At 39.7% G+C, this 11,882-nt stretch carries 15 protein-coding genes and 1 tRNA gene; 7 read left to right on the forward strand and 9 right to left on the reverse strand.

Going from position 1 to position 11,882, the window contains the following annotated elements; all coding sequences use genetic code 11:
* Positions 1-45 precede the first annotated feature (45 nt).
* Positions 46-762: a GNAT family N-acetyltransferase gene (locus MB14_RS07210; protein ID WP_062590914.1), complete on the forward strand. Its 717-nt coding sequence runs from the start codon at positions 46-48 to the stop codon at positions 760-762.
* A 62-nt stretch (positions 763-824) separates the two neighbouring features.
* Here MB14_RS07210 and MB14_RS07215 read toward each other — a convergent pair whose 3' ends face one another.
* Both MB14_RS07215 and MB14_RS07220 read right to left on the reverse strand, forming a co-directional pair.
* Positions 825-1,424, reverse strand: coding sequence for a GyrI-like domain-containing protein (locus tag MB14_RS07215; RefSeq protein WP_157716553.1), 600 nt, complete (start codon positions 1,422-1,424; stop codon positions 825-827).
* 113 nt (positions 1,425-1,537) lie between these two features.
* On the reverse strand, positions 1,538-2,491 hold the full coding sequence (locus tag MB14_RS07220) for a helix-turn-helix transcriptional regulator (protein ID WP_062590916.1): 954 nt from the start codon (positions 2,489-2,491) through the stop codon (positions 1,538-1,540).
* 143 nt (positions 2,492-2,634) lie between these two features.
* Between MB14_RS07220 and MB14_RS07225 the strand changes: the two genes are divergently transcribed.
* Genes MB14_RS07225 through MB14_RS07235 form a run of 3 tightly spaced genes read left to right on the forward strand, consistent with a single transcriptional unit; the run spans position 2,635 to position 4,027 of the window.
* Complete coding sequence (locus MB14_RS07225; protein ID WP_062590917.1) at positions 2,635-3,213, forward strand: methyltransferase family protein; 579 nt, start codon at positions 2,635-2,637, stop codon at positions 3,211-3,213.
* Entirely contained in the window at positions 3,210-3,410 is a 201-nt protein-coding gene (locus tag MB14_RS07230; protein ID WP_062590918.1) for a hypothetical protein, read from the forward strand. The genes MB14_RS07225 and MB14_RS07230 overlap by 4 nt, the downstream gene beginning before the upstream one ends.
* Before the next feature lie 44 nt (positions 3,411-3,454).
* Positions 3,455-4,027, forward strand: coding sequence for a hypothetical protein (locus MB14_RS07235; RefSeq protein ID WP_062590919.1), 573 nt, complete (start codon positions 3,455-3,457; stop codon positions 4,025-4,027).
* Here the strand turns inward: MB14_RS07235 and MB14_RS07240 are convergent.
* The 3 genes from MB14_RS07240 to era form a co-directional block, all read right to left on the reverse strand.
* Entirely contained in the window at positions 3,977-4,666 is a 690-nt protein-coding gene (locus MB14_RS07240; RefSeq protein WP_185097020.1) for a transcription elongation protein SprT, read from the reverse strand. The two genes, MB14_RS07235 and MB14_RS07240, sit on opposite strands and share 51 nt — an antisense overlap.
* A gap of 9 nt (positions 4,667-4,675) precedes the next feature.
* The gene (der, locus tag MB14_RS07245) at positions 4,676-5,983 is read right to left on the reverse strand and encodes a ribosome biogenesis GTPase Der (RefSeq protein ID WP_062590921.1); all 1,308 of its coding nucleotides are present in this window, start codon (positions 5,981-5,983) and stop codon (positions 4,676-4,678) included.
* 97 nt (positions 5,984-6,080) lie between these two features.
* The gene (gene era, locus MB14_RS07250; protein ID WP_062303532.1) at positions 6,081-6,968 is read right to left on the reverse strand and encodes a GTPase Era; all 888 of its coding nucleotides are present in this window, start codon (positions 6,966-6,968) and stop codon (positions 6,081-6,083) included.
* A gap of 90 nt (positions 6,969-7,058) precedes the next feature.
* Here era and MB14_RS07255 point away from each other — a divergent pair.
* A tRNA-Met gene (locus tag MB14_RS07255) sits at positions 7,059-7,131 on the forward strand.
* Positions 7,132-7,287: 156 nt separating this feature from the next.
* Here the strand turns inward: MB14_RS07255 and MB14_RS07260 are convergent.
* The 3 genes from MB14_RS07260 to MB14_RS07270 are packed head-to-tail and all read right to left on the reverse strand — an operon-like array spanning position 7,288 to position 9,790.
* Entirely contained in the window at positions 7,288-8,088 is an 801-nt protein-coding gene (locus MB14_RS07260) for an SDR family NAD(P)-dependent oxidoreductase (RefSeq protein ID WP_062590922.1), read from the reverse strand.
* On the reverse strand, positions 8,085-9,074 hold the full coding sequence (locus MB14_RS07265; protein WP_062590923.1) for an SDR family oxidoreductase: 990 nt from the start codon (positions 9,072-9,074) through the stop codon (positions 8,085-8,087). Before MB14_RS07265 ends, MB14_RS07260 begins: the two co-directional genes overlap by 4 nt.
* Positions 9,074-9,790 carry a CPBP family intramembrane glutamic endopeptidase gene (locus MB14_RS07270; RefSeq protein ID WP_062590924.1) on the reverse strand — a complete coding sequence of 239 codons (717 nt, stop codon included), beginning with the start codon at positions 9,788-9,790 and terminating at the stop codon, positions 9,074-9,076. Before MB14_RS07270 ends, MB14_RS07265 begins: the two co-directional genes overlap by 1 nt.
* Before the next feature lie 90 nt (positions 9,791-9,880).
* On the opposite strand from MB14_RS07270, the gene MB14_RS07275 reads away from it, so the two are divergent.
* Complete coding sequence (locus MB14_RS07275; RefSeq protein WP_062590925.1) at positions 9,881-10,621, forward strand: DUF6503 family protein; 741 nt, start codon at positions 9,881-9,883, stop codon at positions 10,619-10,621.
* A gap of 6 nt (positions 10,622-10,627) precedes the next feature.
* Here the strand turns inward: MB14_RS07275 and MB14_RS07280 are convergent, their stop codons facing one another.
* Complete coding sequence (locus MB14_RS07280) at positions 10,628-11,269, reverse strand: carboxypeptidase-like regulatory domain-containing protein (RefSeq protein ID WP_132644154.1); 642 nt, start codon at positions 11,267-11,269, stop codon at positions 10,628-10,630.
* Positions 11,270-11,489: 220 nt separating this feature from the next.
* Here MB14_RS07280 and MB14_RS07285 point away from each other — a divergent pair, with 220 nt between their 5' ends.
* Positions 11,490-11,873, forward strand: a complete 384-nt coding sequence (locus tag MB14_RS07285) for an ArsR/SmtB family transcription factor (protein ID WP_053222457.1) — start codon at positions 11,490-11,492, stop codon at positions 11,871-11,873.
* The last annotated feature ends 9 nt before the right edge of the window (positions 11,874-11,882 follow it).

The raw sequence follows: 11,882 nt of genomic DNA on the forward strand, positions 1-11,882 counted from the left end.
ATTCAGGTGACTGGTTTTTTGTTTCATTGCATAATATCGTGCTTAATGATAAAACTAATCTCTAATCCTACCGAGGAACATCTGGCTGACATAGAAAGCTGGCTGGTAGAGGAGTGGAACAAGACACAGAATGGATTCTACTCGGATTGGAGTATGATTCCGAATGCTTTTAAAGAAAATAGATTGAGCGTGATCACAGACAATGATTATGCAATCGGATTTGTAGTTTATCGGATTTCTGAATTTGAAGTAGATATTGATATTACAGAAATAAAGCCAACTGAAAGAAACAGAGGAGTCGCAAGGCAGTTAATAAACGAAACTTTAAATTTCTTAAAACTCAAAGGAGTTTTAGTTGCTAGGTTGTTTTGTCAGCCCACAAATTCAGAGCCTTTTTGGAAAAAAATTGGTTTCAATAATTTCCCCCAAATTATTGACAATAAGCAAATTCATATGTTTAAACCACTCATAGAAACCTTAAAACCGACCGAAAAGATTGAAACAAACTCTACAATTAGATTATGGAATTGTCCACCACATCAAGCTGATAGAATAAGCGCGAAATGGGCTTGGGACTTAAATTTCAAAGAAGATAATGAAACCTTAGTTAAACCAATTATCTCACCAGTTTCAAGAGAATGGCAAGTGCAACTAATCATAAATGGCGAAGAGTCAAAACCCGTAAGAGTGAAGAATCTCCAAATAAATTTAAACGATGATTCCGAGTTTATGATTGTTCGAAATGTTACTGCAAAAAAGTAAGGCCCAAAGCCGTCTGCCTTGGGCCAATGAAGTATTGGAATTGTGTTGTTTTGAACTGATTGTTATTTCACTGCATATCTGAGAATGGTTTTAAGTTTTTCTTCTGCCGTTTTTCTTGGGTCAGAAATATAGATTTCATGATGCTGACCATTCATTTCTAGGTCATTGTCCTTCATGAAAGCAAAGATCTTTTCCAGCGTTCTGCGCTCGTCATAATACGAACCTATATGTAATGCTTGCACCGATTTACCTTCATAAATCGACTCGAATTTTAGCTGGTGGTCGTTGGCCAGTTTGCCTTCCTTCACCAATTGATCAACAACGAGTTCGAACTCTCCTTCTCCAACAAAATCGGGCATACGGAACATGATTTTCCAAAACCATTCTTCCTGAGGCGTTTCTTCAAAAGACAACTCTCCTTCTACCCACCAAAAAGCTTCCATCTTCGGAACAACAAAGTCCATTCCCTCATTTTTGTGAAAGAATTTAATACCATAAACGAGCTTATATAAATCGTCAATGGCGGCTAAAAAAACGGGGGCATTTGGTGCAGAATTGCCTTGAATGGTGATGTACTGATAGGGCTCCAGTTCTACCAATTGAGGATTGGATTTTGCCTTATAATATTCAGGGTAGGCTTCGGTGAGGTTTAATTTCGACATGATCATAGGGTTCTATTTTTGGCTTAAGAAATTGATTATGCACTAAAGTAAATGACCACTAGTGACAACCCTATGTCAGTAGATTTTAGAAAAGGTTGATTTTTCTTATTTCATTAAACTGAATAACACTTCCGCAACTCTTCAATTCGTTCCTTCACCATAGCCGTAAGTTTTGCTGGAGAAATAATCTCGACCGCATCACCTAAAGTAAGTACCCAGCGTGAAGTATAGTTTAAGCTTGGCGTTAAGAATTTCATTTTAATGTGAGTTTCACCCACTTCTTCGCTCACAAAACCCTGACTGTATTTTTGTTCTGAAATATAGCGCGCCACGATTTTATCAATGTTAATTACTACTTCTTGCAAGTCAGTACTAAAGGCAATTTCTTCTAAGAATTGACTAAAACTAGGCTGATGCCCTGTATCATAAGTTTCATCTAGTTTTTCCAATTTCACTAACCGATCGACCCGGAAATCTCGAGGCGCTTGTCTTAACCTACAATATGCAAGCAAGTGCCACCTTCCTGCATAAAACACTAAGCCAATCGGCTCAATATCGCGGGTGGTAAAGTCGTCTGAAAAGCTAGAATAATACCGAAAGCGCAATACCGATTTATCAATCAATGCCTGCTGAATAGTGGCTAAAAAGTTATTCGGGAAGCCTTCCTTTTCAACTTGAGGTAAATGCCGCACAACAATTTGAGATTCGAGCTTTTCTATTTCGTCTTTCTCGCTGCTTTTCAGTACCGATTTAATCTTTAACATGGCCTCGGTAAAATTCCTTTTAATAGACACGTCAGTCTGCCCTTCTATTAGCTTTGCCCCCAATACCAAAGCATTGGCCTCTTGCTGTGTAAACATTACCGGAGGCAAATAATAACCCTCCATTATGAAATAGCCTTTTCCAGCCTCTGCACCAATAGGCACACCAGCGTCTTCCAAAGCACGCACATCACGATAAACTGTTCTTAAGCTAATCTCAAAACGATTGGCAATCTCTTGGGCGGTAACCACTTTCTTAGATTGAAGTTGGACAAGAATTGCAGTAAGCCTGTCGATACGGTTCATAGGTAGGTTTGGCTGTTAAAAAAATTAGTGAAACGAAGATAATCAATGCAGCTCATAAGACCCTTTCTAGAAAAAATAACATAATTCACACAAGGTTTTAAACGGTTATTCAGGGCAAAAAATAATGACTATCATTGCCTAGTATGTTACTTAACCATTTGATCTTTTTTGGCTGCTGGGCATTGTTTTATACAATCCATAGCCTGTTGGCTTCAAATGGTTTTAAGAGCAAAGTAGCTTTAAAGCCTACAACATACCGGCTAATTTACAGCCTATTTTCTACCCTCAGTTTTGCCTTTATCTTACTATTGGGCGCCAGCATTTACAGCGCTTTTGTTTTGCCTCCCAGCCCAATCACTACATACATAGGCTTAATGTTAGCAACTTTTGGCCTTTTTGTCATCAAAAGGTCATTTAGAAACTATAGCCTTCGGGTATTTTTAGGCTTAAAAAAAGAAAGTCAATCAGACCAGACACTAAAAAAAGATAAGCTTCAATCGAAAATTCGCCACCCTTTATACACTGGTACAATTCTGCTTTTTCTGGGCTATTTTATTTACAATCCACTTTTGGTCAACCTCGTCAGCTTGGTGGCACTGCTGGCTTACCTTCCTTTTGGTATTCGATTGGAAGAAAAAAAACTCATTCAACAATTTGGGGAAGAATATCTTGAGTATAAGAAAAGCACCCCTGCACTTTTTCCAAAGATCAAATTCTCATGAAACGACAAACCATTGTAAAGCTAGCTTCTGCTGTCGCTATTTCTGGCGTCCTACTGGTCATAGGTACGCTGCTTTCTCGATTGATTTTCCAAATTGAAACTTCTGGAAAAAATACGCTTTTGATCATTGGTTTCACAATGATGCTTTTAGGCACTCTTTGGAAAGTAGTTATGGAAATGAATAGTAGAGAGGATTAAAGGCCACTTTTGGAACAAAATTCACCTTAGGTTGTTCTGCTCCTATGCACACCATTGAACCTCACTACGGCTGGCTCAAATACTACAATGTAGCAGAAGACGAGAATTCTCCATACGATGGAAAAAGCTACAACTTCGACTTGTATTCCGATACCATTTACGGCTACTATATCGATCCGCACTGGGACTTTATGGGGTCGGAAACGCTCTACATCAAAGTGCTTTATGCCGATTACGATCGAGGTTTTATCGTGATCGAATTTATTGGGGAATGGAATGATGCGCTGAACAACGACATTATGCACCTCAAACGAAATATCATCGATCACTTCACCCCTCTGGGCATCAACAAGTACATTTTAATTGGTGAAAACGTACTCAACTTCCACGGCTCTGATGATAGTTATTACGAAGAGTGGTTTGATGATGTGGAAGAAGGTTGGATATGCGGCATCAACTTCAGAGATTTTGTAGTAGACGAAATGAGAGTATATAATGTAGACAACTACTTAAACTTTGGTGGCGACTTGGATATTGAAAACTGGCGTACCCTAAAGCCAGAACTTTTATTCGAAAAGGTTGATCTGATTATTAGCCGTAGAATTGACCTTCTTTGATTTCTTAGTAGGAACCACTTTTGGCGATTCGGCAGTTCCTTCTTTATTGACCGGACTGATTTCAGCAATTTGAGAAATGAGATAACGCCTATTATTGGCCAAGTCCAGACACAAAGCTCGTGTTCTTTTCACCTCTAGCTTTCTGAATTTCCTTTTTCTCAAGAAAAATTCTTCACCTATAACCACAGATTCAAGGATTGGCTGCGAAGCAGTATGAACATCATATTGGGCGAGTACCTTTACCAGCTTAGGGTCGGCTGCTGTGCTCGCTTTGGGGTTCTTCATATGCTTAGCCAAAACACGAAGTACATCGTCAGGAAAAACGCTTGGATTGAGCATGGGTAAAATCAACTCCTGAAATTTACTCTTCCACTGCAGGCCATGTGGCAACTGTCGCGACCGAGGTTTATGCACCACCCTGTGCGCCACTTCATGAATGTAGGTAATCAGAAATTGATAAGGATTAAGATCGGTATTAACCGTAACGGTATGCGATTGCGCTCTTGGATCGTAGCGGTAATCGCCCAATTTCGAAAGCCTTTTTCGATTTACCTTAAATTGAAAAGGGTAAAGTTCCCAAAGCTTAATACAATACTCGATTGCGGCTTCAGGAACCTTACCTTCCAACTTTGACCTCACATTTTTCACCTATTTCTGCCTAAATACAAGCTTCATAGGCACCCCATCAAACTCGAAATGCTCTCTGAGTTTATTCTCTAAGAAACGCTCGTAAGGCTCCTTAATGTATTGAGGAAGGTTACAGAAAAACGCAATCGTTGGTGTTCTTGTAGGCAGCTGAGTAACATACTTAATTTTGATGTGCTTGCCTTTCAAGGCTGGTGGCGGGTAATGATCAATCTCGCGAAGCATTATATCATTCAACCTAGAAGTAGAGATTTTACGCTCACGATTTTCATTTACCTTCACCGCTAATTCTATGGCCTGAAATATTCTTTGTTTTTCCGTAACCGAAGTGAAAATCTTTGGAATCCAAGTTAACTGACCCAGTTTATCATCCAAATCGGCCGTGAATTTCTTCATGGTATTTGAATCTTTTTCAATCAAATCCCACTTGTTAATCATAAGCATAATGCCCTTTCGGTACTTTATTGCCAAGCTCACAAGGTTCATATCTTGCGCTTCCAAACCACGTTCGGCATCAATCATGATTACACAAACATCTGAATCTTGCAAGGCCTGTAAAGCACGCATTACAGAATAGAATTCAATGTCTTCGTGAACTTTAGATTTCTTTCGAATTCCAGCAGTATCAGTCAGAATAAAATCCTGACCAAACAGAGTATAACGTGTATTGATAGAGTCGCGAGTAGTTCCTGCAACATCCGTAACGATGGTTCTTTCTTTACCTAATAAGGCGTTGATGAAAGAAGATTTTCCAGCATTTGGGCGTCCTAAAACTGCAATTCTAGGAATTCCATCATCTGGCCCTTCGATACCATCTTCTTCAAAATGTTTTACCACTTCATCAAGAAGTTCGCCTGTTCCTGCACCACTGGCTGCAGAAATAGGGAAAATATCTCCCAATCCAAGTGCATAAAAATCATTGGCCATGTAATGGTAATCGGTATTGTCAGCCTTATTGGCCACTACTAAAACCGGCTTCCCTAGACCCCTTACAATTCTTGCAAATTCTTTATCTAATGGATTTAAACCCGAATGACAGTCCGTCATAAACAAAATTACCGAAGCCTCGCTCATGGCCTCAGCAACTTGGGTTCTGATGGCACCTTCAAACACATCTTCAGAACCGGTAACATAACCTCCAGTGTCAATCACTGTAAAATATTTACCGATCCAATCTGCGTAACCGTAGTGTCTGTCGCGGGTAACGCCACTTTCGTTATCCATGATCGCCTGCCTTCTTTCTATCAGACGATTGAATAAAGTCGATTTACCTACGTTAGGCCTCCCTACAATTGCAACTATATTTGCCATTTTGATTTCAAATTTTTAATGTACGATCTAAGATTGATCTTGGGTTTATGCATTTATCGCCAACAACCCCAAATTGTAATTCTTACTTTGTTACTCGTTAATTTAAGTAACCAAAGCGTTTTAATTTCGCTTCCTTTTTTCGCCAGTCCTTCTCTACTTTCACATGGGTTTCAAGAAAGATCTTCTTCCCAAAGAAAATTTCCAAATCTTCTCGTGCTGCCGTACCCACTTTTTTAAGCGATTCGCCTTTATGCCCAATCACGATCCCCTTTTGGCTATCGCGCTCCACATAAATATCGGCCGAGATGCGAATAATATTTTCGTCTTCTTTAAAAGAAGTAGTCACCACCTCACAGCTATAAGGGATTTCCTTTTTGTATTGTTTGAAGATTTTTTCACGAATCATTTCATCCACGAAAAAACGTTCAGGTTTATCGGTCAGAGTATCTTTCGGAAAATAAGCAGGGTGCTCTGGCAAGTGCTCAATAATTTTCTCAAACACGCCTTCAATTCCAATATTCTCTAAAGCCGAAACCATTACTATATCATGGAAGTCCATGAGCTCTTTCCAATAAGCTACTTTATCTTCGGCTTGAGACCCTTTAGCCAAGTCAATTTTGTTCATCACCAAAATCACCGGCACCTTCACTTCCTTCAGGTAATCGATTACTTTTTCACCTTCATACTTTTCGTACAGGTCGGTAACAAATAAAATAAGGTCTGAATCTTCGAAAGAACTGGTCACAAAACGCATCATGGTTTCATGCAGTTCATATTCTGGTTTAATAATCCCAGGAGTGTCGGAATAAATGATTTGAAAATCATCTCCGCTCAGGATTCCCATAATCCTATGACGGGTAGTCTGCGCTTTTGAAGTGATAATTGAGAGTCTTTCACCTACCATCGCATTCATTAGAGTAGATTTACCAACATTAGGTTTACCTATAATGCTCACATAACCAGCCTTGTGCGGACGACTCTCCATGAATTTTTAAATTAGTTCGCAAAGGTACTTGTTTCGAATGGATTTATCACCTACTTTTGTATCCCACTTCAGAAAAGCTGAAGGATATATCGCGGGATGGAGCAGTTGGTAGCTCGTTGGGCTCATAACCCAAAGGTCACAGGTTCGAGTCCTGTTCCCGCTACAGAGAAAGAAAACCTGATCAAAAATGATCGGGTTTTTTTATGCCCTTTGGGCTATAACTTAGGAGTAAGCATTTAGTCGAAGCGAGACGCTTCAACTAGAGGTGTTTTAATAAAAAAGACAGCCGTTAAGCTGCCTTGTTTATATCTAATTTCTCTCACTCCCTCGACTGCTTAATAAAAGCGTTTGCGAGCATTCGCAATTGCATTCGGTGTGGGATTACCCGACCCAAGGTTCTGTAAAATTTAGGGAAAACGCCCGGAATAGACACTGGCTTTCGATTAAACATTCGGCTTAAAGCATATTCGGCCACTTGTTCAGCCGTTTGCCTTGTTATTTTAGAAACGAAGCCCATGTTTGCATCGCGCTTAATCACTTCAGGATTGGTAAGCACAGCCGCAGGACAAAGAATCGAAACGAAAACGTTAGAATCCTTCAATTCGTAGCGAAGCGAATGAGAGAATGAACTCACGAATTTCTTACTGGCTGCATAAATGCCTTTGAACGGAATATCATAGTAGGAGGCCATGCTGGCCACATTTAAGATATATGCCTTATCAAGCTTTTGCATTTCGGGTAAAAAATGGTGGGTAAGCATTACCATGGCCACCATATTCAATTGCATTTGGCCAAAATAAAACTCTGCTTTTTTAGAAAGGAAGTCTCCAGAATTACCTAAACCAGCATTGTTTGCCAAAATATCAACTACAAAATTATTCTTTTGGCACCATTGAAAAACCTCTTGAGGTGCCCCAGCATCCATTAGGTTTACTCCCAAACAGTGGAATTCTTGATTCGGGTATTTAGCTGCCAATGCATTAGTTACTTCTTCAAGTTTAGGTTCTGGTAGTGCCACCAAGAGAACATTAAAGCCTCTAGCTGCACAGTTTTCTGCAATAGCACGACCAATGCCATTACTAGAACCTGTTACTAATGCGAATTTCTTTGAATTTGTCATTTGTTGTCTGTTCTTAACCAATCTACCGTCTGCTGAATTCCATTCATGAGTGGTGTTATCTGGTAGCCTAGTTCTTTTTGAGCTTTATCGCTTGAAACGCTCCATTTATACAGGTATTTTCTTACCCATCCTGGCGTAATCATAGGCTGCTTGCCAAAATTTTCAGCTAAAAATAACTGAACTTTGCCGAAGGTAAGCATAACTCCCAAGGGCATTTTATAGAGCTTATATTTTTTACCACCAATCTCAGCAATCATATCAAAGAGCTCATGATAGGTGGCATCTTCGCCTCCAAGCAAGTAGCGCTCCCCTGATTTCCCATGCTCCATGGCCAGCATATGCCCACGAATCACATCTTCTACATACACATAATTGCCAGTGCTGAGCCCATCACCTGGCATGAACTTCCATTTACCATCAATGTATTGCTTCACCAATTTAGTAACAGAATTACTCACATTGAGAGGCCCCGGGCCATACACCCGTGTTGGGTTTACAATTACAATATGTTGTCCATCAGCAGCGCGCTGACGTATTTGTTCTTCCGATTGGTGTTTTGTGCTTTCGTAATCGGTAAAGAAATCAACCTGCCGTGGGGTATCTTCATTTACTGGACCATCAATGGCCGGGCCAATTACGCCTGCAGTTGAAGTAACCACTACTTTAGAAACGCCTTGGTTTTTGGCTGCATCTAAAATATTGGTGGTGCCATCAATATTCACTCTTTTGAAGGTATCGTCCTTGGCCCAAACGCTTGCAAAGGCCGCCAAATGATAAACCTCCTCACAATTTTCCATGCCTTTTTGCAGGGCATCGGTGTGAAATAAGTCACCTTCTACGGTTTCAATATTTGGGTGAATTAACGTTTCAGCCTTGGCTTTAGATCGAACTAGAGCAGTTACCCTGTGCCCTTGCTCGGCTAAAGTGTGAGTCAATTTTTGACCAATAAAGCCTGTGCTTCCGGTGATAAATATCTTTTTACTCATTAAATAACTTTCATGTCGGGGTGATGCCTAAGCGAAAAGAAAAAATTGGACAGCGCCAAGGTAATGTGAACGAAAAAAGCCACCCAAATCGTTCCTGTTGTTAAGGTAATGAGGCAGAGCAACACGCCCAATGGAACTGCCCCAATAGTTTCTTCTAAGTTTTTAGGCACATGTACTAAGGCATATAAAGCTGCATTCAATACAATAGCTGGCCATTCGCCCAATAAGGGAACAGTAGCAAAAAGCAGTAATCCCCTGAACATTAATTCGTAACCGAATAAATAAGACACCCAGGTGAAGGCGTTTTTGGCTACCATGGCTTTTGTCCACTCCTTCTCCCTTACATTTGGGTAAAAGGCTAAATTCTTTTCCTTTTTGGAATTGAAAAAATTCATGGGGATAATTACCGCAGCCAAACCTAAAATCCAATAAAGAGACGTGGCATGATTCTTAAATGTTACTCCGTAATCAGCAGGGGTTTTATCTAAAATCACCATCATGATTATAGCCGGAATTACTCCGATAGTCATGGCTCCTAAGTACCTGAAATACCACAGTGCTTTTGTATTACCCCTTACTTCACCATATTTTTTGGCAAAACGCTCTTTAACTTTTGGCGAAATAGAAACGAAGTGATAGACACTAAATCCAATAGTGAGAAGGCCAATTGCTAAAATTGGTTCTAGAAAGGAAGGATCCCAAATTGGAATTTGCATGCTGTTGCTACCGTTGAGTCAGATTGCAAAAATAAGAACATCTCTTACATTTACGTGTAGAACCATCTAAATTCAACATCATTTAACATTATGACCCGCTACTTTACCCCCTTACTTCTTTTACTGTTTATCTCCTGTACGGTATTGAGTGCTCAAGAAGAGCAAATCTCTGGTACAGAACTTCTAAATCGAAGCATTTCCTTTCATGATCCTAGCGGGCAATGGCAAAAAGTAAAAATGGAATTGGTGATTGATCAAGAAATGCCAAATGGATCGGTTCGCCCCTCACATGTTATTATTGACAATCAGAGAGGAGCGTTTGAGTTGTCTTTTGTAAAAGACAACCACTTATTTAACTGGAAAGTAGATGGACGAGACTCTACCGAATCATTTATGGATTACAGAGTAATTACGGATTCCGTAAGGGTCGATACACTACAATTGAGCCCTGATAGGGCCAGAAGATGGAGAAACTATTATAGTTATTTATACGGCTTACCAATGAAGTTAAAGGACAAAGGAACGAATATTGACCCAGTGGTTCAAAGCACTACTTTTGATGGAAATACTGTTTTAGCACTCAAAGTTACCTATGATAAAAACGTAGGTTCCGACACTTGGTATTTCTATTTCCACCCAGAAACTTACGCCTTGGTAGGTTATCGGTTCTTTCATAACGAAGCCGAAAACGATGGAGAGTACATTGTTATTGAAGGTTTAGAAATTCAGAATGGAATGCGAATTCCGATGCACAGGGCATGGTATACAAATAATGAAAATCGTTGGTTGGGAACAGACAGGTTTATTAGCCTAAAGCTGACGAGGAATTAGAAAAAGCTACTTCTTCTTTTTCAGCGAGTTGATAAACTTTGCCCAAGCAAAAGGATTCAGCAGTGGATTTGTTGTTGGCCCCGAACGGTACTGCATTTGATTATATTGCTGATTCATCATGTACCTATAATTGGCGTCAGGACTACCTCCCATGGGCATGGTAAGCACCATTCGTTGTACGGCCTCAGGCGCAAAAGCATTCAGAACGCTCTCTTGCTCTTCATTTAAATTCATGGCCAAAAATGCCTCTTTGAAAAGTTCCTCACTCGGAAAACGGCTTACTTCTACATCAGGAAGTTGAGTAACCTCTTCTTCCATAGCTACAATAATGGTGTATTGATCGCCCACTGAATCAGGAACTACTATTTTACGGTCTTTAAAACCTATAGAAGTGAATATTAGCGTATCGCCAGCATAAAAAGCCTTACTAAACCAACCTCTGTAATCTGACACTGTTCCTCGGCCAGTTTTGAGCGCAAAAATATGAACTCCAAAAACTGTTTCGGTACTATCGGCATTCATAACAAGCCCCGAAAGTTGAACTACGCCAGAATTGCTATTCTGTGCAAAACCCTTTTGAGCACTGCAAAAAAGGAAAGCACAAAGCACAATGGCGCGTAGAGAATATGTGATTACAGTTTGTTTCAATATACTTGTGCTTTTGATTGTGTTCTACGTGAACTTAGACTTAAAGATAAGAAGATAGAACTTATTTTTTTTCGCTTCGCAATATTAACAATCAAAAAGGGGAATTGTGTTGGCTTAAACCAATTATTCTTCTCAATTTAACAATAATTAACCCCAGTCTTTCTTTGGTAGAAATCATTGAATAACAACGGATTTAAGCCATGAAAGCAAAGTCAATTCAATGAAACTCAAAAATTTCAGCCTTCCCTTTGGGGCGCAAATCTTCAAATCCTTATCTGACGAAGCTAGGGTAAGAATTCTTCACTTACTTCTGAAAAACGGAGAAATGACCATCTCTGACCTAGAGCACATTTTGGATTACACTCAAACCAAAACATCCAGACATGTTACTTATTTAAAGAACTCCAATATTGTGAATGCCCGCAAACACGACCAGTGGGTTTTTTATAGTATAAGGGAAGAAGTGGAACTAGTGATGATACAAATTTTCAATTTCTTAAATAAAGATGCTCGTTTACAAAAAGACCAAGAGACTTACGAAATACTTAAATCGAATCGTGAACTGGCCGAAAATAGAATTTCTAAACAAGGTTGGTCAATTTGAGTTTCCATA

The sequence above is a fragment of the Roseivirga ehrenbergii genome (assembly GCF_001593005.1).
GTDB classification, from domain to species: Bacteria; Bacteroidota; Bacteroidia; order Cytophagales; family Cyclobacteriaceae; genus Roseivirga; species Roseivirga ehrenbergii.

Coding starts and splice junctions, on each gene's coding strand:
- MB14_RS07210 (WP_062590914.1), top strand. CDS start 46: ATGATAAAACTAATCTCTAATCCTACCGAGGAACATCTGGCTGACATA.
- MB14_RS07215 (WP_157716553.1), bottom strand. CDS start 1,424: ATGTCGAAATTAAACCTCACCGAAGCCTACCCTGAATATTATAAGGCA.
- MB14_RS07220 (WP_062590916.1), bottom strand. CDS start 2,491: ATGAACCGTATCGACAGGCTTACTGCAATTCTTGTCCAACTTCAATCT.
- MB14_RS07225 (WP_062590917.1), top strand. CDS start 2,635: ATGTTACTTAACCATTTGATCTTTTTTGGCTGCTGGGCATTGTTTTAT.
- MB14_RS07230 (WP_062590918.1), top strand. CDS start 3,210: ATGAAACGACAAACCATTGTAAAGCTAGCTTCTGCTGTCGCTATTTCT.
- MB14_RS07235 (WP_062590919.1), top strand. CDS start 3,455: ATGCACACCATTGAACCTCACTACGGCTGGCTCAAATACTACAATGTA.
- der (WP_062590921.1), bottom strand. CDS start 5,983: ATGGCAAATATAGTTGCAATTGTAGGGAGGCCTAACGTAGGTAAATCG.
- era (WP_062303532.1), bottom strand. CDS start 6,968: ATGGAGAGTCGTCCGCACAAGGCTGGTTATGTGAGCATTATAGGTAAA.
- MB14_RS07260 (WP_062590922.1), bottom strand. CDS start 8,088: ATGACAAATTCAAAGAAATTCGCATTAGTAACAGGTTCTAGTAATGGC.
- MB14_RS07265 (WP_062590923.1), bottom strand. CDS start 9,074: ATGAGTAAAAAGATATTTATCACCGGAAGCACAGGCTTTATTGGTCAA.
- MB14_RS07270 (WP_062590924.1), bottom strand. CDS start 9,790: ATGCAAATTCCAATTTGGGATCCTTCCTTTCTAGAACCAATTTTAGCA.
- MB14_RS07275 (WP_062590925.1), top strand. CDS start 9,881: ATGACCCGCTACTTTACCCCCTTACTTCTTTTACTGTTTATCTCCTGT.
- MB14_RS07285 (WP_053222457.1), top strand. CDS start 11,490: ATGAAACTCAAAAATTTCAGCCTTCCCTTTGGGGCGCAAATCTTCAAA.